This window comes from Morganella sp. Je.2.23, assembly GCF_051129855.1.
GTDB lineage: Bacteria > Pseudomonadota > Gammaproteobacteria > Enterobacterales > Enterobacteriaceae > Morganella > Morganella sibonii.
On record NZ_JBCPSQ010000001.1, the window covers coordinates 548,567 to 568,010 of the forward strand.

The window sequence follows — 19,444 nt, forward strand, 5'->3', positions numbered from 1 at the left end:
GAAATATAATTTCAGGACATTAACGAATATTTAACCTGCTCCTCCTCTGGTATTAATAACGGCACCGTAAGGGATGATATTTTCTGTCGTCCTTTGCGATGCTTGTGCATAGGAAATATATAATGAACAAACGTATTCGCCGTTTCCCCCGACTTAACCGTCAGGTGGTTACTGTGTGGCTGGTGATCCTCACCCAGCTGTTCACTCCGCTCATGTTATCCCTCCCGGCCCGTGCAGCTTTCCGCACGTCTGCTGCTGATGATCAGGCGGTCCGTGAGACCATTGAGGGCATGAATGCGATGATGATGCCCGGGCAGGATGGCTTCTTCTCTTCCGGCAGCAGTGCAGCGGTAACCGCACACGACATCCCGGCTCATGACAACACCGTCCGCCGGGATGACATCTTCAGTGCCCTGCCGGATCTGGGCAGCCCGAAAATCACGGATGCAGACGGTAAAAAAGACTACCTGACGTCCGGCGATGACAACCGGTCCGGCAGTGGTGCCGCCCGGGTGGCGCAGGGCGTCAGTCAGGTGGGCAGCATGCTCTCACAGGAGAACACGAACGCCCTCGATGCCTCTGTCGGCTACGCCCGGAGCATGGGTGAGAACCTCATTAACCAGCAGGTCACCGACTGGCTGAACCAGTTCGGTCACGCCAGGGTGCAGTTCGGCTCTGACCGCACCGGAGATGCGGACCTGCTGATCCCTTTGCATGAAACACCGGACAGTCTGCTTTTCTCTCAGGCCGGCATCCGTGCTAACGAAGACCGCACCACGGCGAATGCCGGGGTCGGCTATCGTCATATGCAGGATGAATGGATGTGGGGCGTCAATACCTTCTGGGACCACGACATGACCGGGAACAACTCCCGTCTGGGTGTCGGGGGAGAGCTGTGGGCTGACTACCTGAAAGTGTCTGCCAACGGCTACTTTCGCCTGACAAACTGGCATCAGTCTGCGCCGGACGCGATGCGCGACTACGACGAACGTCCGGCTAACGGATTTGACATCCGCACCGAAGCTTATCTGCCGTCTTACCCGCAACTCGGCGCTTTTGCCCGCTATGAACAGTATTTTGGTGACGGTATTGATCCGGGCTACAGCACGACGCCGGGTGATCTGAAAAACAATCCGTCTGCCACTACCCTGGGGCTGACCTATACCCCGGTACCGCTGGTGACCTTCCGGGGGCAGACCGCGTTCGGTGATGACAACGACAGCAGTATCGGCATGGACATCACCTACCGGTTTGGCGTGCCGCTCTCCCGTCAGCTTGACAGTGAGAACGTCGATCTGATGCGCAGTCTGGCCGGGAACCGCTACGACTTTGTTGACCGTAACTACAACATCGTCATGCAGTACCGTAAGCAGGAACTGCTGTCCATCTCTCTGCCGGCGCGTATGGATGGTGAAGCCGCCGGGGTTCTGAGCGTGCCGCTGACCGTGAATAAAGCGAAGTACGGCCTGAAGTCCGTAGACTGGTCCGCACCGGAGCTGACCTCACAGGGCGGACGACTGGTGATGACTTCTCTGACCACCGCCAGCCTGACTTTGCCTGCATACGTATTTACCCGCAGCAATGAACCACAGATCTACCGCGTCTCCGCCACCGGGACTGACACTGAAGGCAATGTCTCCAATACTGCCGTGATGTGGGTGGGGGTTCGTCCGTCTCAGGAAACTATTACCAGTCTGACTGTCACCCCGGGAACCCCGGTGATGGCCGACAACAAAAATACCTTTACCGCCGCGGCAGTGGTGCTGGATGAGAAAAATGTCCCGCTGGCCGGACGTGAAATCACCTTTACCACGACAGGCTTCCGGGACAACACCGCCGTGACACTGCTGGATAACAGCGGTCACGCGGACAGCAGCCAGACCGTGGTAACCGACAGCCAGGGCCGGGCGGCCGTGAAGGTGCGCAGTAAGGTCTCCGGCAGCGGCAACGTGAAAGCTGCCATGAAAAACGGCAACAGCCTGGCGGAAGAGCTGACTTTTGCCGCCGATATTACCTCCGCGCAGATACGTACTCTGACCCTGACGCACGACAAAGCGCTGGCCAACGGCAAGGCCATGAATGAAGCCCTGGCGACAGTTCAGGATCAGTTCGGTAACCCGGTGGAAAACTTCACCCTGAGTGCGGATGCATCCAACGGGGCACAGATGCAAACCCCGTCGCAGGTCACTGATGCTGCAGGACAGATCACTGCCCGCTTCAGCAACAACATAGCCGGCCAGTCCGTTCTGACAGTCAGCGGTACCGGCACACAGAAAAGCGTCAGCGCGCAGTTTATGGTGGATATCAGCCATGCGCAGATAGATACTCTGAAGGTTGAAAAAGATAATGCTTACGCTAACGACCAGGCGCAGGACAGCGTGCGGCTGACGGTCACGGATGATAATCACAACGTGCTGCCGGGTCTGCCGGTCACCATCACCGTTCCGGCCGGGGCGCACTACACCACCCGGCCTGCCGGTAACCTGACGGACAGTCAGGGCCAGCTGCTGGTGAACATCACCAGTCATAAAGTGGGCACCGACACCTACCGGTTTGGTATTAACGGCAATAACAAAGACACCCCGCTGAGCTTTGTGGCGGATCCGTCCACGGCAGCCATTACCCGGGGCAACCTGACGGTCACGAAAGATAATGCCGTGGCCAACGGCAGCGACACCAACGAAGTGATGGCCAAAGTCACCGATGCGAATGGCTACCCGGTCACAAACATGGCGGTCACCTTCAGTGCGGGTAACGGCGCGAAAATTACCGCCACCGGTACCACCGGGGCAGACGGTACCGTGAAGGTCACCCTGACGAATCTCAAATCCGGCACCGCACCGGTGACGGCCTCGGTCAACAACAGCACCCGGCAGGTGAGCACCACCTTTACTGTGGATGAGGGCACCGTCACCATCAGCAAGGGCAACCTGACCGTCACAAAAGATAACGCGACAGCCAACGGCACCGATACCAACGAAGTCATGGCGAAAGTCACGGACGCTTCAGGCAATCCGGCCCCCGGCATCATGGTTAACTTCAGTGCGGACAATGGCGCGACGATTGCGGCGACCGGCAAAACGGGTACAGACGGCACGGTCAAAGTGACCCTGACCAGCCTGAAGGCCGGAACCATTGCCGTGAAAGCGACCCTGAAAAACGGCAATAATCAGCAGGTGAACACTACCTTTGTGGCTGACAGCAGCACTGCCGCCATCACCAAAGGCAACCTGACCGTTACCCGGGATGGTGCGAAAGCCGACGACACTGATACCAACGAAGTGATGGCTAAAGTCACTGACACCAACGGTAACCCGGTGGCCAACGTCAGCGTAGACTTCAGTGCGAATAACAGCACAAAAATCACCGCCACCGGCAAAACGGCCGCGGACGGTACCGTGAAGGTCACGATGACCAGCCTGAAAGCGGGCGTTGCTGCGGTGACCGCGAAAGTGAACACCAGCAGCCAGTCTGTGAACACCACCTTTAAGGCTGACTCAACCACGGCAACACTGACCAAAAGCAACCTGACGGTGACCGCTGACGGCGCAATTGCCAATGGCAAGGCCACCAACGAAGTGATGGCGAAGGTCACCGATGCGGGCGGAAATATCCTGTCCGGTATTCAGGTGGACTTCAGCGCGAACAACAGTGCGAAAATTATTGCCTCCGGCACGACAGGGGCAGACGGAACGGTAAAAGTTACGCTGACCAGCACGGTTGCAGGTATTGCCGTGGTTACGGCGACCGTGAACACAACCAGTCAGACGGTGAACACCACCTTTGTGCCTGATGCGTCCACTGCCACCATCATTAAAGGTAACCTGACGGTCACCAAAGATGATGCGATTGCAGACGGTAAAGCTACCAACGAAGTGATGGCCAAAGTCACCGATGCGGGCGGCAACGTGCTGGCCGGTATTAAAGTGGACTTCAGTGCGGATAACGGCGCGAAAATCGCGGCAACCGGCACCACCGGTGCTGACGGTACGGTAAAAGTCACCCTGACCAGCACCACCGCAGGCACGGCTGTTGTGACCGCGAAAACCGGCACCAGCGGCAGCCAGTCCGTCAACACCACCTTTAAGGCGGATACCGGTACGGCGACCATCACTCAGGGCAACCTGACGGTGACCCGGGATGATGCGATTGCCGACGGTAACGCCACCAACGAAGTGATGGCCAAAGTCACTGACGCCAACGGTAACGTCCTGTCCGGTATTCAGGTGGACTTCAGCGCCAACAACGGTGCGAAAATTGCCGCAACCGGCACTACCGGGGCTGACGGTACGGTAAAAGTCACCCTGACCAACATCACCGCAGGTACCACCGCCGTGACCGCGAAAGCGGGTACCAGCGGCAGTCAGACAGTCAGCACCACCTTTACGGCTGACCCGTCCACGGCAACGCTGGCGAAAGGCGACCTGGTCGTGACGCAGGATAACGCTGTTGCAGACGGGCAGGCCACCAACGAGGTACAGGCCAAAGTCACCGACGCCAACGGCAACCTGCTGTCCGGTATCAAAGTAGACTTCACTGCGGCGAACGGCGCGAAAATCGTGGCGACAGGCACCACCGGTGCAGACGGCACGGTCAAAGCGACGCTGACGAACACCACTGCGGGCAAGACCCCGGTTACGGCCACCATCAGCAGCACCGGCAGTACCCGGACGGTGAACACCACCTTTGATGCGAATGCCGGCACGGCCACCATCATCAAGGGTAACCTGACGGTCACCGTGGATGACGCAACAGCGGATGGTAAAGCTACCAACGAAGTGATGGCCAAAGTCACCGATGCAGGCGGCAATGTGCTGTCCGGTATCACGGTCGGCTTCACGGCGGACAATAACGCCACCATTATTGCCGGCGGCAAAACCGGCACCGACGGTACCGTGAAAGTGACCCTGACCAGCCTGAAGGCCGGAGTGGTGAACGTCACGGCGACGGTGAACAAAAACAGTCAGACGGTGAAAACCACCTTTAAGGCTGACAGCAGCACTGCAAACATCACTCAGGGTAACCTGACTGTAACCAAAGATGATGCAACGGCTGACGGTAAAGCCACTAACGAAGTCATGGCGAAAGTCACTGACGCGAACGGTAACCAGGTGTCCGGTGTGACGGTGAACTTCACTGCCACCAATGGTGCATCCGTTATCGGAAGCGGGACCACAGCAGCGGACGGTACGGTGAAGGTCACCCTGACTAACCTTCACGCCGGTAAGGCTATCGTCACCGCGAAAGTGAACACCAGCAGTCAGTCTGTTGATACTCACTTTACGGCAGATAGCGGGACAGCCGTCCTGACCAAAGGAAATCTGACCGTTACGGCAGACGATGCCATTGCAGACGGTAAGGCAACCAACGAAGTCATGGCGAAAGTCACTGACGCCAACGGTAACCTGCTGTCCGGCGTTCAGGTTGATTTCACGGCGACCAACAGCGCGAAAATCATCGCCAGCGGCACCACCGGTGCAGACGGTACCGTCAAGGTGACCCTGACCAGTCTGAAAGCGGGCCCGGCAGACGTGACGGCGACGGTGAATAAAACCAGCCAGACGGTTACCACGACCTTTAACGCTGACCCGTCCACAGCGACCATCACCAAAGGTAACCTGACAGTCACGCAGGATAACGCCATTGCCAACGGTACCGACACCAACGAAGTTATGGCGACAGTCACGGATGCGAACGGCAACCTGCTGTCCGGTATCGATGCCGGCTTTACGGCAGACAACGGTGCTGTTATTACCGCTACCGGCAAAACTGCCGCAGACGGCACGGTGAAAGTCACCCTGACTAACACCATTGCAGGCATCACAGCGGTAACAGCAACAGTTAGCGGTACCAATAGCAGTCAGTCCGTGAATACCTCTTTTGTAGCTGACGGCAGCACCGCTACCATCATTAAAGGCAACCTGACGGTCACACAGGACAATGCTGTTGCAGACGGAAAGGCAACTAACGGGGTTATGGTAAAAGTTACTGATGCCAGCGGTAACCCGGTCGCGAATGCAGGTGTCGCATTCAGTGCAGATAACGGGGCGACTATTGCAGCAACCGCAACGACAGGGGCTGACGGTACGGTGAAAGTGACGCTGACGAGCCTGAAAGCGGGCCCGGCAGATGTGAGCGCTACCGTGAATAAAACCACTCAGACGGTTACCACAACGTTCATAGCTGATGCGACCACAGCGACCCTCATCAGCGGCAGCCTGACCGTAACGACAGATAACGCTGTTGCAGACGGTAAGGCGACTAATGAAGTCCGGGCAAAAGTCACCGATGCCAACGGCAACGTGGTTCCGGATGTGGATGTGGCCTTCAGCGCAGATAACGGCGCAATTATTGCGGCGACGGGCAAAACTGACCGGGACGGTCTCGTGAAAGTGACCCTGACCAGCCAGACCGCCGGCGTGGCGAATGTCACAGCCACGGTGAATAAAGCCAGTCAGACCGTTGCAACCACATTCAGGGTTGATACCAGTAAGTTAGTGTTCCTGAGTATGGACTCTGGTTCGGATGGTTGGCCTGCCAGTGACAAAGATACCGGTTGGGTACGGGTTAAGGTCGGGGATCAAAATGGGCAGGTGGTTGACGGGATAAAGGTAAGCTTTAAGGCTGATAATGGTGTAAGTATTGACCATACCGGTTACGATGGTGGTGTAGTGTCTGACGTGACGGGGCCGGACGGAACCCTGCAGGCTTTCCTGATAAGCACAAAAGCAGTAGAAACCACCATTACTGCAACGCTGCCAAACGGCGTCAGCAAACAATACCGGGGCAAATTCTACGGGAACAACGGTATCATTGAAAAGGGGAACCTGACCGTTACGAAGGACAATGCTCTGGCTGACCGTAAAGATACCAATGAAGTACAGGCGAAAGTGACCGACAAGTGGGGCAACGTGGTGGCTTACACGCGCGTGACATTTACCACACCCCACAATACCATTACCGGCGACACTGCAGCAGACGGCATCGTGAAAGCTAAAGTGACAAGCCCGGTAGTCGGGCCGGTAGTCGTCACTGCCACGGTAGATAATACCGGCAGCAGTCAGCAGGTTACAACCACCTTCATCGCGGACGAAAGTACAGCAAACATTGCCCAAGGGGATCTGACAGTCACGCAGGATAACGCGGTTGCAGATGGTAAGGCTGCCGATGAAGTGCGGGCGAAGGTTACCGATGCAAACGGTAAACCGGCCGCAGGTATCAATGTCGGCTTCACTGCGGACAACGATGCTGTGATTGTGGCGTCTGGTGTCACGGGTACGGACGGTACAGTGAAAGTAACCCTGACCAGCATCAGGGCAGGAAAGGCTTACGTTCGCGCCACATTGAAAAATGGTCGCAGTCGGATGGTTGCAGCGACGTTTACGGGGGACCCTGCAACAGCGCTGATTGAGCAGGGTAATCTGATTGTGACGAAAGACAAAGCTCTGGCAGACGGAAAGGATACCGGTGAGGTTGAGGCGACAGTCACTGATGCCAATGGTAACCTTGTACCAGATACTGACGTATCGTTTAGTGCGGATAATAAGGTGTTCTTCACAGGTAAAACCCGCGCTAACGGGAAGATAAATGCTTCTCTGACTCATACCACTGAGGGTTCTGTTGATGTCACAGCTGCGTTGAATAATGGTGCCAATGCGTCAGTATCTGTTAATTTTATGAAGGTTAGTAAAATTACAGGTGCGATTATTCATGCTGCAGGTAAAAATGACGCCAGGCCCCGGGGGGTGACAAAAGGTTTTCCCGGCGCCGGGTTTAAAGGTGCAGTCTTTCAGCTTCTGATAGATGACTTAACGACATCAAACAGTGATTATCAGTGGAGCAGCAGTTCATCATCAGCTGATGTTGACCAGACAGGTACTGTAACCCTTAATTCAGGGGGAGCTGTAACAATAACTGCTGCGCCAAAAGACGGGGGTGCACCGCTTAAATATGATTTTAACGTGAAAAAGTGGTTTACTTTTATAACAACAGCGAGTTCTGTTGCAGATATATCAACCGCTTGCCAGCCCTATGGCGAATGGGCGCATGAAGCTGATGTCATGCCGTCATCGGTTAATAGTATGAATCAATGGCCATATACATACTTTTTGGCTGGTTTTGTGCCCGGTGCTGTAAATAATTACTGGGTGTTAGAGGATAGTTTAATTAACCACTATTTCAATCTGACGGATGGTTATATGATGGAGAATGCAACCGCAATATCAAATGGCAGGGCAATATGTGTAAGGAATTTCTGATCTGATAAAAAGGCCTCACCTGAAACTCAGGTGAGGCTGTATTTCAATATGGGGGAAGTATATCTGAAAGTACATAAAAATATTCTTTAAAATAATATATTAGTAATAAAGAGATAATTTCAGCTGCAAATATCTTTCAGTAATCAGACCTCTCATTAATTTTGTATTTGTTCTGTTCCCTGATATCAGCCTGTTATTTTCAGGCAGTAAAAATTCTGTGATCTTATTTCATCCGGAGTACTATATGGCATGCCTCTTGTAAGAGCGGAAAACCCGGTCTGTGGCCGCCTGTATCAGGCGGGGGATAATATACAGATAAGTTGTGAGCCGGAAAAAACACGCCCGGTTAAAGGCGTGTGAGGGGCGCGGAGACACAGAATAACCTAATTATATTCCACACACATCGAATAGGCTGAATAAGGTGTACTGAGAATATAGCTGTTATGAAGTTTTTGTATATGAAGTTCTTTTTCTGTTTCGGAGAGGTCGTAAATCATACTATTAAAAAGCGGGTCAGGGAAAGAATCGCTGGCACCCTTCACAAGCCGGATATTCCTCATAGCAACTGTCTCTCCGTTTACGACCTGGTAAGTAAAGAGAATTGATCTGGACAGAAGGTATTCAGTTTCCTTATTTTCAATTATTCCCGATAAGTGAATCCGGCCCTTTTTGCCTTCGCCAAGAATCAGTGTCATTGTGTCATTAAGCCTGTAGCCTCCGGGTAATTTAACCCAGTTATTTGTTGCGGAACATTCCAGCGTAATATCCGGGTTATTTTTATCGTAATAAATTACACCAGTAACGGCCGCTGTAAACACCATTAAAAGTAAAGTCACAATGTGACCGGACTTCTTAATAGTTGCGTACATAAACAACCTCACATCCTGAAAGTTTTTTATCCGTATTCTGCTGATATGCACATCTCGAAACGAAGGCTCGTCCTTTTGATTCAAAAACAAAGAGGTCTTCGGAATCAAAGATATAAAAGTTATCTTTTACACAAGGAAGCACTTCATGGGTCATGCTTTTTACCAGGTTTATTTTGGTTTCTTTGAATGATTCAGAACCGGGATAAATAGTAAACACCGGACAAGTCCCGATTCGGCCAATGTCATAAAGTGAAACAGATTTGAACTCAAATTTGTCCCGGCGCGTCATATCTGCCGAGTAAGCAATAAGGAGTATGATGAGCGATAAATTGAAGCATGTGATTAATGCTTTGAATTTTGGCAATGTTCTCCCGTCAGTTTTTTTCGGAGGAGAAACAACGGGTGATGGAAATAAATCAGTATCTGTATCCTGATCAAAAACCGTAATGTCAGCGTTAAACGAAAATCCATATTTAGGTACGGTTTTAATAATTTGACTGAAACCATATGCTGTAAAATATTTACGCAAAATAGTTATATACTGAGACAGGCTGTTTCCCGAGCCTGAAAAACCAAATTTTCCCCAGACTTCTTCAATAATTTTTTCTTTGCCAAGTACAATGTTCGGATTTTGAACCAGATAGTGTAGTAACCGGCATGCAGTCTCAGAAACAGAAATAGCTTCATCAGGTACTGATTTGTGATAAAGAGAACGTCCATCGTTATCGAAAATTATTTCATCATCGATTATGTATAGCATAGAACAAATCCAGTAGTGAGCTGAAAGGGATATTATACATTAATAAATTATATGAGTACGTTATCCTGCAAGTTTACAGATGTTATTAATCACTTATTCTACAGACTCCCGGGGGAAGTGAAAACAGATCAAAATACCAGCCAGGATAAAAAATCATAACCTGACTTTTATTTGGTATAAAATCACATAAAGCAATCATGTTTTTATAAAATATACCGCGCAGGGTAAGTTTAGAGTTAAAATTGCGTCTGGTATAAAAAACAATTATCAACTGAGTGCGGTACGAGCCTTATCAATGACGGGAGCCATTTTCAGCAAAGGTAAGAAATTGCATTGTACGTGCAGTTATAAACTACCTGAGATAACAGATGGACATGTCTTATCACTTGCCGGGCCGGATCACCGGCTTATATTTATCGGAATATATGTCTATATCGCCTGATGTTTTCAATATATTAATTTATAAAACATGGTTTATTCAATAAATTGTACCGCGCTGGTTTTCTGCGCATTACAATCCTCAGCACCAGAGTTTTTCCGTATCACCCTATGTCCCGATGGATGTATGGCCTCTCGTGTAATAAGAGTAGCCCGGTGCCGGAACAACAGGAACATACGGCGGCAAAACCGTTTGACTATATTGTAAAACTATCCGGAGAATTAAAATGACTCACGCTCAGAGTGTTGATGTTGTTTTATTGTCAAAAAACATATTCCTTGCTGAAGGGGTGACATCGAAAACAGGGCAACACAGTTGTGCAACCCCCGTCGTTCTTATAGATCTGGAAAGCTATAATAAAATTGAGGAGGTCATCCGGGATATTAGCATGTTCAGCCATGACCAGAGGGCAACGCTAATCTTTGCTGATAATATCGTATCCTGCATGTTAAGTAATATAGCAGGCATACGTATAGAAAGCGCATTATCCGCCTGGACTAACACCAAAATTATTAAAAACTCAATGAAAGTTAATATCCTTCTGGAAAAATTACTTAAAATAGCTCACATGGATATTTTTACTCCGACTGAGCGTGAAGTCATACAGTCATTTAAACATTACGAAAATATGGGCCTGGCTGCAAAATCTATCAATATGTGTATTACCACATTTTATGCTCATTCGATATCTGTTGCTAAAAAGCATAATGTAAAAACAACAAGCCATGTTCATCATTACTACAGTTCAAACAAAGATTTTGGGACGTTTAATTGCCATATATGAGATCAATAATGTATTTTGATTTCGATATTATAAGCTGAATTAATTTACCGGATACTTATGTGGTCTGTTTTTTATTTGATTACATCTTCTGAAAAGAGGGTTGTCTGACGGGTATAAAAATCAATATAAAAAATTCAGTATCACACCATTTTCTTTCGGCCGGTGCGCCAGTATAAATGATATAAGCTCTGAACTGTTATTCATCCGCATTTTTACCGGATATCCGCGTATTACAACTATTCAGTCCAATACACGGATATCTGCGGGTTACAACTGTTTTGTCCGATACCCGGACAGTGTGTTGTTATTGTTATTCTGTCGCGATTATAAAATTTTGTGCGGACCGAAACATTCATAATGGATCTGGTCTGCATTGACGCCCATTGCAGTCAGCTGACGCGCAATATGCTGCATAAAGGCCACCGGGCCGCACAGGTAATAGTGGCGTGTTTTACTGAGCAGGACATCCTGCTGAGCGGTTAAATCCATCAGCCCGGTCAGGTGAGGGTGAGCTTCATCAGCACGCGGTTCTCTGTACCAGACAGTCTGACTGAACGCCGGTAACTGAGCACCGGTGCGGTTTACTTCATCCGCAAAGGCATGCACACCACCGTGCTCTGCCGCATGCAGCCAGGTCACATCCGCCGGATGTTGCTGTGCAGCCAGTGTCTGTAACATCGCCATCATTGGTGTCAGGCCGACACCGGCTGAAATCAGAACGACCGGTGTCTCTTTTTCAGCGTCGAGGAAAAAATCACCCAGCGGCGGCGTCAGTTTTACCACATCGCCTTCCTGTATATTAGCGTGCAGCCAGCCGGAAATCGTACCTTTGTCCTCACGTTTAACCGCAATACGGTAGGTTTTACCGTCCGGTGCCTGTGTCAGGGAGTACTGGCGGATTTCCTGATTATCCAGCGCGTCATCATTGATATAGACACTGATATACTGACCCGGCCGGTAATCCGCGACGGGCTGATCATCAACCGGCGCCAGTTCAAAACTGGTGATCAGCTCACTCTGCGGCTGTTTGCGGATCACGCGGAATTCACGCAGACCTTCCCATCCGCCCTGTGACGCCGCTTTTTCCTGATATAACCCGGCTTCGCGCTGAATAAAGATATCTGCCAGTACGCCGTAAGCTTTACCCCAGGCGGTCAGCACTTCTTCACCCGGATTGAGTAACTCTTCAATGGTGGCAAGCAGGTTTTCCCCGACAATCGGGTAATGTTCCGGTCTGATCATCAGACTGGCGTGTTTATTGGCAATTTTTTCGACTGCCGCGCCCAGTGCGCCGAGGTTATCAATATTCATGGCATAGGCGCAGACCGCATTAAACAAGGCTTCACGCTGTGCACCATTCTGCTGGTGACTCATGGTGAAGATATCTTTTAATTCCGGATGCTGACGAAACATGCGGTCATAAAAATGCGCGGTCAGTTTCGGGCCGGTGGCGGCAATCAGCGGGGCAGTGGATTTTACGGTGGCGATAGTTTGTGCATCGAGCATAGCAGGGCTCCTGAAAAAGCATCACATCAGTGTGAAATTTATAACATGTATTTTTAATGCAACTTATAATACAGGGCAGAATTTGTAAAGCGCAAATTTTTCTGCTGTTTCTGAAAATCCGCTGAAAATAGCGAAATTGATCAGTGAGCGGGGGCAGGAGGGGATCACAAATCCGGTATTGCGTCCGATGAACAGGATATTCTTATGAAATAATAAGTGCGGTAATTACCTGATTTTACCACTATGCAATCGTTTGCGTATTTTTTGTTTCAGGGGCTATCTCAATTCAGAAAAAGGGTTTACACTGTAGGGCATTCGTCCCCGGAAAGGGGTGTTTTTTTATCGGCATCAGGCGAGTCAGGAGAAGCTAATGTTAAAGCGTGAAATGAATATTGCAGATTACGACCCACAACTCTGGCAGGCGATGAAAGACGAAGATCGTCGTCAGGAAGAGCATATTGAATTAATTGCCTCTGAGAACTACACCAGCCCGCGCGTTATGGAAGCTCAGGGCTCCCAGCTCACCAACAAATATGCGGAAGGGTATCCGGGCAAACGCTATTACGGCGGCTGCGAATATGTGGATATCGTGGAACAACTGGCGATTGACCGTGCAAAAGAACTGTTCGGTGCAGATTATGCCAACGTTCAGCCGCATTCCGGCTCCCAGGCTAACGTTGCAGTGTACTCCGCACTGCTTTCACCGGGCGATACAGTATTAGGGATGAATTTAGCGGAAGGCGGTCACCTGACTCACGGCTCTCCGGTAAACTTTTCCGGTAAACTGTACAATATCGTCCCTTACGGTATCGATTCTGCCGGTAAAATCGATTATGACGATGTCGCCGAACAGGCGAAAAAACATCAGCCGAAAATGATCATCGGCGGCTTCTCTGCTTATTCCGGTGTGGTTGACTGGGCGAAAATGCGCGAAATCGCGGACAGCATCGGTGCTTACCTGTTTGTTGATATGGCACACGTTGCCGGTCTGGTTGCTGCGGGTGTTTATCCTAACCCGGTTCCGCATGCGCATGTTGTCACCACCACTACGCACAAAACCCTGGCGGGTCCGCGCGGCGGGATGATCCTGGCGAAAGGCGGTGATGAAGATCTGTACAAAAAACTGAACTCAGCCGTGTTCCCGGGCAACCAGGGCGGTCCGCTGATGCACGTTATCGCCGGTAAAGCAGTGGCGTTAAAAGAAGCAATGGAGCCTGAATTTAAAGCAAATCAGGTCCAGGTTGTGAAAAATGCCAAAGCAATGGTTGAAGTCTTCCTGAACCGTGGTTATAAAGTGGTGTCCGGTGGTACTGAGAACCATCTGTTCCTGGTGGATCTGGTCGATAAAGACATCACCGGTAAAGATGCCGATGCTGCACTGGGCCGTGCTAACATCACTGTGAACAAAAACAGTGTGCCGAACGATCCGAAGAGCCCGTTTGTGACCTCCGGTATCCGTGTCGGTTCCCCGGCAATTACCCGCCGCGGCTTCAAAGAAGCAGAAGCCCGTGAACTGGCCGGCTGGATGTGTGACGTGTTAGATAACCTCAATGATGAAGCGACCATTGAAACTGTGAAACAAAAAGTTCTGGCTATCTGCGCGAAATACCCGGTTTACGCATAATCGCGTTACCAATCTGATGTAACCAAAACCCGCTTCGTTCGCCGCAAGCGGGTTTTTTGTATTTCTGAAAAGGAGAGGCAGATGTTTGTTCCGTCATCGCTTTGGCTGGCGCTTGATTATTTTACGTATTTTTTTTCCTACGGGATTTTTCTTCCCTACTGGGGCGCATGGCTGAAAGGTGAAGGGCATGATGTGGCAACGGTCGGTATGCTGCTCAGTGTGGGGCTGGTGGCGCGTTTTATCGGCAGTCTGTTTATTACACCGTTGTTTAAAGATCCGTCACGGCTGATTTTTGCATTGCGCCTGATGGCACTCTGCGCTTTTCTGTTTGCGCTGGCGTTTTATTTCGGCTCACACTGGCTCTGGCTCTTTTTTGTGATGGCCGGATTCAACCTCTTTTTCTCACCGATGATCCCGCTGGGGGATTCTCTCGCCGCGACCTGGCAAAAACAGTTTCCGATGGATTACGGCTCGATCCGTGTCTGGGGTTCAGTGGCTTTTATCATTGCCACTTCTGTCACCGGCATGCTGATGGATATCTGGAAGCATGAGGTGATTCTGGCGGCGCTGGTGGTCAGTACCGGAACTCTGCTGCTGACGTCGCTGCTGCGTCCGCGCATTATGCCGTCCGGGGAAATGAAGCAGCGCGGGCCGCAGGTGAAGTTCAGTGTTCTGCTGAAAGATAGTGCGGTTGTCCGCTTTCTGCTGTGCGTCAGTTTATTGCAGGGGGCGCATGCCGCCTATTACGGCTTCAGTGTGATTTACTGGCAGAAGGTCGGGTATTCGGATGCTGCGATTGGCTATCTCTGGTCGCTGGGCGTGGTGGCGGAAGTGATCGTCTTTACGTTCAGTAATAAGCTGTTCCGGCGCTGGAGCGCGGCAAACCTGCTGCTGCTTTCCGGTATCTGCGGTATTCTGCGCTGGTCGCTGCTGGGCATGTCGGCCGCATTGCCGGTGCTGATTGTGGCGCAGATCCTGCACAGCGGTACCTATACTGTGTGTCACCTGGCGGCAATGCGCTTTATCGGCGCCCGCAAATCCACCGAAATCATTCCGTTGCAGGCGGCGTATTCCGCGCTGGCCATGGGCGGGGCAATTGCGGTGATGACACTGGTGGCGGGGTATCTGTATGAAGATATCCACGGCGGGATATTTTATCTGATGGCATTGACGGTGGTTCCTGCGCTGTTCCTGCGGCCTAAAATCCGCCCGCAGACCCCGGAAAATGCATAACAAAAAAGGGTTATGACGAGAGCCATAACCCTTTTTCACATCTGGCGGAGCAGGATCAGCGTTTCAGTGACTCAGTCAGTTCATCACGCATTTCTGCCAGCAGTGCACGTACCACACGCGGGCTGCCGGCAACGATGTTGCCGCTGTCGATATAACGGTGGTCACCGGTGAAGTCAGTAACGATACCGCCCGCTTCGCGGACCAGCAGTTCACCGCCCAGGAAATCCCATGGCTTCAGACCGATCTCAAAGAAACCGTCCACACGGCCGGCAGCGAGATAAGCCAGGTCCAGTGCGGCAGAGCCGGTACGGCGGAAATCTGCACAGCGGGTAAACAGTTTACCGAGCATTTTGATATAAGTATCAGCATGCTGTTTTGCTTTGAACGGGAAGCCGGTTGCCAGTACTGCGCCGTCGAGATCACGGGCAGTGGCACCGCGCAGACGGTAACCGTTTAACTGTGCGCCCTGACCACGGACCGCGGAGAATAATTCGTTACGCATCGGATCGTAGACAACCGCCACTTCAGTGCGGCCTTTGATACAAAATGCGATAGAAACAGCGAAATGCGGGAGACGTTTAACGAAGTTGGTGGTGCCATCCAGGGGATCAATAACCCATTTCATGTCGCTTTCTTCGCCGGCTGACAGGCCGCACTCTTCAGAAACAATAGTATGTGCCGGATAAGATTTGCGGATGATTTCGATAATCATCTGCTCAGCTTCGCGATCGATATTCGTCACAAAGTCATTGGCACCTTTCTGAGTTGTCTCAACAGTGTCAGGCATTTCATAGTGTTTGGCAATCAGGTTGCCGGCCTTACGTGCAGCACGTATGGCGATGGTAAGCATCGGATGCATGGGGTTGTCCACCGGGATGTTAAAGAACGAAAATAATCGCGGCAGAGTATAACAGGTGATCGTCAATCTGACTATTCTTGTGTTAAGATATTGCGATAATTTCTCAAATAAAGTGTGTTATGTCCGAAAATATCCGAATCGTCCTGGTGGAAACCTCACATACAGGCAATATGGGCTCCGCAGCGCGGGCTATGAAAACGATGGGGTTATCCAACCTTTATCTGGTCAATCCTCAGGTACAACCGGACTCTCACGCCATCGCGCTGTCCGCCGGTGCCAGTGATGTTATCGGCAATGCAAAGATTGTCAGCACGCTGGATGAGGCGATTGCCGGATGTGAACTGGTGATCGGTACAAGTGCGCGTTCGCGCACGCTGCCGTGGCCGATGGTTGAACCGCGTGAATGCGGGGAAAAAAGTGTTAAAACCGCACAGACTGCGCCGGTCGCTATTATTTTCGGCCGTGAACGTGTCGGGCTGACCAACGATGAATTACAGAAATGTAATTATCATCTTTATATTCCGACCAATCCGGAATACGGCTCGCTGAATCTGGCGATGGCAGTGCAACTGGTCAGTTATGAGATCCGGATGGCATTTCTTGCCTCTCAGAATGAGAGCGAACCGGCAAATAATGATGACACAGATGAGGTACACTATCCGCCGGCGGATGATATGGAGCGATTTTACTCGCATCTGGAATCGGTTCTCAATGAATCCGGTTTTATCCGTAAGGCACATCCGGGCCAGATTATGAACCGTCTGCGCCGCTTGTTTACCCGCGCGCATCCGGAAGTTCAGGAGCTGAATATTCTGCGCGGCATCCTGACTTCTGTTGAAAAATGGGCGAAAAAATAGTTGAGTAAATTACTGGGTTAAATAGTTGACTAAATTACTCAGGAATGACACAATTTCTTCACCATTTATCACGGGGATCCGGTTATGAGACTGACATCAAAAGGGCGCTATGCGGTAACCGCTATGCTCGACGTAGCGCTGCACTCCCATGAGGGGCCCGTACCACTGGCTGACATTTCTGAACGTCAGGGTATCTCCCTCTCTTATCTTGAGCAACTCTTCTCCCGTCTGCGTAAAAACGAGCTGGTTTCCAGTGTCCGCGGGCCGGGTGGCGGGTATCTGCTGGCACGCGGTGCCGGTGAGATTTTCATTGCTCAGGTCATCTCGGCCGTCGATGAATCCGTTGATGCGACACGCTGTCAGGGAACTCAGGAAGGTTGTCAGGGCGGTGACCGCTGTCTGACACACGCGCTGTGGCGTGACCTGAGTGACCGTATTACTGATTTCTTAAGCAGTATCAGTCTTGAAGAGTTAGTAAATCATAAAGAAGTGATTGATGTTGCTGATCGGCAGGATGATAAACGTCGTACACATAGTCTGGCAATTAACGAAACAATTATCAATCTGCAAGCATAAGCAGAAACCTGCGTTAATAACGCAACCGTAGTTCATGGAGCAATTGAGCGATGAAATTACCGATTTATTTAGATTATTCAGCAACCACCCCGGTTGATCCGCGTGTTGCTGAAAAGATGATGCAATACCTCACAATGGACGGCGTCTTCGGTAACCCGGCGTCCCGTTCCCACCGCTTTGGCTGGCAGGCCGAAGAGGCCGTCGATATTGCCCGTAACCAGATTGCAGACCTGGTCGGTGCGGACCCGCGTGAAATTGTTTTCACCTCCGGTGCCACTGAGTCTGACAACCTGGCGATTAAAGGTGCGGCCAATTTCTACGGTAAAAAAGGCAAACACATCATTACCAGCAAAACCGAACATAAAGCGGTGCTGGATACCTGCCGTCAGTTAGAGCGCGAAGGGTTTGAAGTGACCTATCTTGCGCCGCAGCGTAATGGTCTGATCGACCTGGCTGAGCTGGAAGCGGCAATGCGTGAGGACACTATTTTAGTTTCCATCATGCACGTCAATAATGAAATTGGTGTGATTCAGGATATCGAAGCAATCGGTGAACTGTGCCGCAGCAAAGGGATTATTTTCCATGTGGATGCTACCCAGAGCGTCGGTAAAGTACCGGTTGATTTAAGCAAGCTGAAAGTGGATCTGATGTCCTTCTCCGGCCATAAAATTTACGGCCCGATGGGTATCGGCGCACTGTATGTCCGCCGCAAACCGCGTATCCGCATCGAAGCACAGATGCACGGTGGTGGTCACGAGCGCGGTATGCGTTCCGGTACACTGGCAGTGCATCAGATCGTCGGTATGGGTGAGGCTTACCGTATCGCCAAAGAAGAGATGGCAGCGGAATCTGAGCGTTTGTCCGCACTGCGTCTGCGTCTGTGGAACGGCATCAAAGATATCGAAGAAACCTATCTGAATGGTTGCCCTGAGCACTCGGCACCGAACATTCTTAACGTCAGTTTCAACTATGTTGAAGGTGAATCCCTGATGATGGCGCTGAAAGATCTTGCGGTATCATCCGGTTCTGCCTGTACGTCCGCCAGCCTGGAGCCGTCTTATGTTCTGCGCGCCCTGGGAATGACTGACGAACTGGCGCACAGCTCAATCCGCTTCTCTCTGGGTCGTTTCACGACTGAGGAAGAGATTGACTATGCGATTAAACTTATCCATAGCGCAATTGGCCGCCTGCGTGATCTTTCCCCTCTGTGGGAGATGCACAAGCAAGGTGTTGATATTAACAGCATTGAATGGTCACACCATTAATCAGACGGTTTCAGGAGTATAAACAATGGCTTATAGCGATAAAGTAATCGATCACTACGAAAACCCGCGCAACGTCGGTTCATTCGACAACGAAGACCCGACTGTCGGCAGCGGCATGGTGGGTGCACCGGCCTGTGGCGACGTAATGAAGTTACAGATCAAAGTTGACAATAACGGCGTGATTGAAGACGCGCGTTTCAAAACTTACGGTTGCGGCTCGGCGATTGCATCAAGCTCACTGGTGACTGAGTGGATGAAAGGGAAAACCCTGGATGAAGCAGAAGCCATCAAAAATACAGCGATTGCGGAAGAACTGGAATTACCGCCGGTGAAAATTCACTGCTCGATTCTGGCTGAAGATGCAATCAAAGCAGCAATTGCGGATTACAAAAGTAAACGCCGGGGCAACTAATA

At 51.0% G+C, this 19,444-nt stretch carries 12 protein-coding genes; 8 read left to right on the forward strand and 4 right to left on the reverse strand.

Going from position 1 to position 19,444, the window contains the following annotated elements:
- Nucleotides 1-122: 122 nt before the first annotated feature.
- Entirely contained in the window at nt 123-8,258 is an 8,136-nt protein-coding gene (locus AAZR23_RS02530) for an Ig-like domain-containing protein (protein WP_434690363.1), read from the forward strand.
- Nucleotides 8,259-8,641: 383 nt separating this feature from the next.
- Here AAZR23_RS02530 and AAZR23_RS02535 read toward each other — a convergent pair whose 3' ends face one another.
- Both AAZR23_RS02535 and AAZR23_RS02540 read right to left on the reverse strand, forming a co-directional pair.
- Nucleotides 8,642-9,127 carry a hypothetical protein gene (locus AAZR23_RS02535; protein ID WP_218427942.1) on the reverse strand — a complete coding sequence of 162 codons (486 nt, stop codon included), beginning with the start codon at nt 9,125-9,127 and terminating at the stop codon, nt 8,642-8,644.
- The gene (locus AAZR23_RS02540; protein WP_166707443.1) at nt 9,111-9,887 is read right to left on the reverse strand and encodes a winged helix-turn-helix domain-containing protein; all 777 of its coding nucleotides are present in this window, start codon (nt 9,885-9,887) and stop codon (nt 9,111-9,113) included. Before AAZR23_RS02540 ends, AAZR23_RS02535 begins: the two co-directional genes overlap by 17 nt.
- Nucleotides 9,888-10,552: 665 nt before the next feature.
- Between AAZR23_RS02540 and AAZR23_RS02545 the strand changes: the two genes are divergently transcribed.
- The gene (locus tag AAZR23_RS02545) at nt 10,553-11,110 is read left to right on the forward strand and encodes a hypothetical protein (RefSeq protein WP_434690367.1); all 558 of its coding nucleotides are present in this window, start codon (nt 10,553-10,555) and stop codon (nt 11,108-11,110) included.
- Nucleotides 11,111-11,434: 324 nt separating this feature from the next.
- Here AAZR23_RS02545 and hmpA read toward each other — a convergent pair whose 3' ends face one another.
- Nucleotides 11,435-12,616 carry an NO-inducible flavohemoprotein gene (gene hmpA, locus AAZR23_RS02550; RefSeq protein WP_434690369.1) on the reverse strand — a complete coding sequence of 394 codons (1,182 nt, stop codon included), beginning with the start codon at nt 12,614-12,616 and terminating at the stop codon, nt 11,435-11,437.
- A 370-nt stretch (nt 12,617-12,986) separates the two neighbouring features.
- Here hmpA and glyA point away from each other — a divergent pair, with 370 nt between their 5' ends.
- Nucleotides 12,987-14,240 (forward strand): serine hydroxymethyltransferase, encoded by a 1,254-nt coding sequence (glyA, locus tag AAZR23_RS02555; protein WP_434690371.1) that lies wholly within the window; start codon nt 12,987-12,989, stop codon nt 14,238-14,240.
- A gap of 81 nt (nt 14,241-14,321) precedes the next feature.
- The gene (locus AAZR23_RS02560) at nt 14,322-15,473 is read left to right on the forward strand and encodes a 3-phenylpropionate MFS transporter (RefSeq protein WP_046892514.1); all 1,152 of its coding nucleotides are present in this window, start codon (nt 14,322-14,324) and stop codon (nt 15,471-15,473) included.
- Nucleotides 15,474-15,528: 55 nt separating this feature from the next.
- On the opposite strand, the gene suhB is transcribed toward AAZR23_RS02560, so the two are convergent.
- The gene (gene suhB / locus AAZR23_RS02565) at nt 15,529-16,332 is read right to left on the reverse strand and encodes an inositol-1-monophosphatase (protein ID WP_052927311.1); all 804 of its coding nucleotides are present in this window, start codon (nt 16,330-16,332) and stop codon (nt 15,529-15,531) included.
- A 119-nt stretch (nt 16,333-16,451) separates the two neighbouring features.
- Between suhB and trmJ the strand changes: the two genes are divergently transcribed.
- From trmJ to iscU, 4 genes are all read left to right on the forward strand, one after another.
- Nucleotides 16,452-17,189, forward strand: a complete 738-nt coding sequence (gene trmJ / locus AAZR23_RS02570) for a tRNA (cytosine(32)/uridine(32)-2'-O)-methyltransferase TrmJ (RefSeq protein ID WP_166707446.1) — start codon at nt 16,452-16,454, stop codon at nt 17,187-17,189.
- An 84-nt stretch (nt 17,190-17,273) separates the two neighbouring features.
- Nucleotides 17,274-17,765: a Fe-S cluster assembly transcriptional regulator IscR gene (gene iscR / locus AAZR23_RS02575; protein ID WP_046892512.1), complete on the forward strand. Its 492-nt coding sequence runs from the start codon at nt 17,274-17,276 to the stop codon at nt 17,763-17,765.
- Between the two features lie 50 nt (nt 17,766-17,815).
- The gene (locus tag AAZR23_RS02580; RefSeq protein ID WP_046892511.1) at nt 17,816-19,030 is read left to right on the forward strand and encodes an IscS subfamily cysteine desulfurase; all 1,215 of its coding nucleotides are present in this window, start codon (nt 17,816-17,818) and stop codon (nt 19,028-19,030) included.
- 25 nt (nt 19,031-19,055) lie between these two features.
- Nucleotides 19,056-19,442 carry a Fe-S cluster assembly scaffold IscU gene (iscU, locus tag AAZR23_RS02585; protein ID WP_046892510.1) on the forward strand — a complete coding sequence of 129 codons (387 nt, stop codon included), beginning with the start codon at nt 19,056-19,058 and terminating at the stop codon, nt 19,440-19,442.
- Nucleotides 19,443-19,444 lie beyond the last annotated feature (2 nt).